A 584-nucleotide genomic window follows, 5' to 3' on the forward strand; every position below is an offset into this window, starting at 1 on the left:
GTGGAGATTTACGGAGAAATGCTAGGTCTAGATTCAGATCATATCAGTATCCATGATGATTTTTTCCGATTGGGAGGAAGTAGTATTATGGCTATTAAACTGGTCAATAAAATTTATCAGCGAACGGGGATACAGGCTAAGGGAGGAGTTGTATTCAACCATAAAAGTATTGCAGGTTTATCACAGGCCCTTGAAGGTTTGCGGGAATTCGCTGTTGAAGAGATCAGTCCAGTTATTATAAGGCATACTAGGGAGCAATACTTGTCTTTTGGTCAGGAAAGATTATGGTTTATTGAAAATTATGAAGGAGGAAGCCATGCCTATAATATTCCTATGGTGTTGCGCTTGGATAATGAAACGAATATCAATTTTTTACAGGAGGTATTCCATATGCTTCTTGACAGGCATGAGATTCTTCGAACCCTTATTTTGACAGATCCTAATGGAGTTGGATACCCGTATGTAAGTGATCAGTCTTTGAAATTAACTTTGGTAGAGATAAGAAGCTTTGAAGATTTTATGCAGACGCTTAGTGGGGAACTAAATGAAAGGTTTAATCTTCGGGAAGACTTGCCTATAAGAGT

The 584-nt window shown here is 38.2% G+C and carries 1 protein-coding gene; it reads left to right on the plus strand.

The genetic code is table 11. The annotated features are described in order from the left end of the window. Nucleotides 1–18: 18 nt before the first annotated feature. The coding region (locus AC59HC_RS22985; protein WP_496559454.1) for a condensation domain-containing protein at nucleotides 19–584 on the plus strand (566 nt) is incomplete at its 3' end.

It is taken from the genome of Chryseobacterium sp. DZ-32, assembly GCF_059587025.1.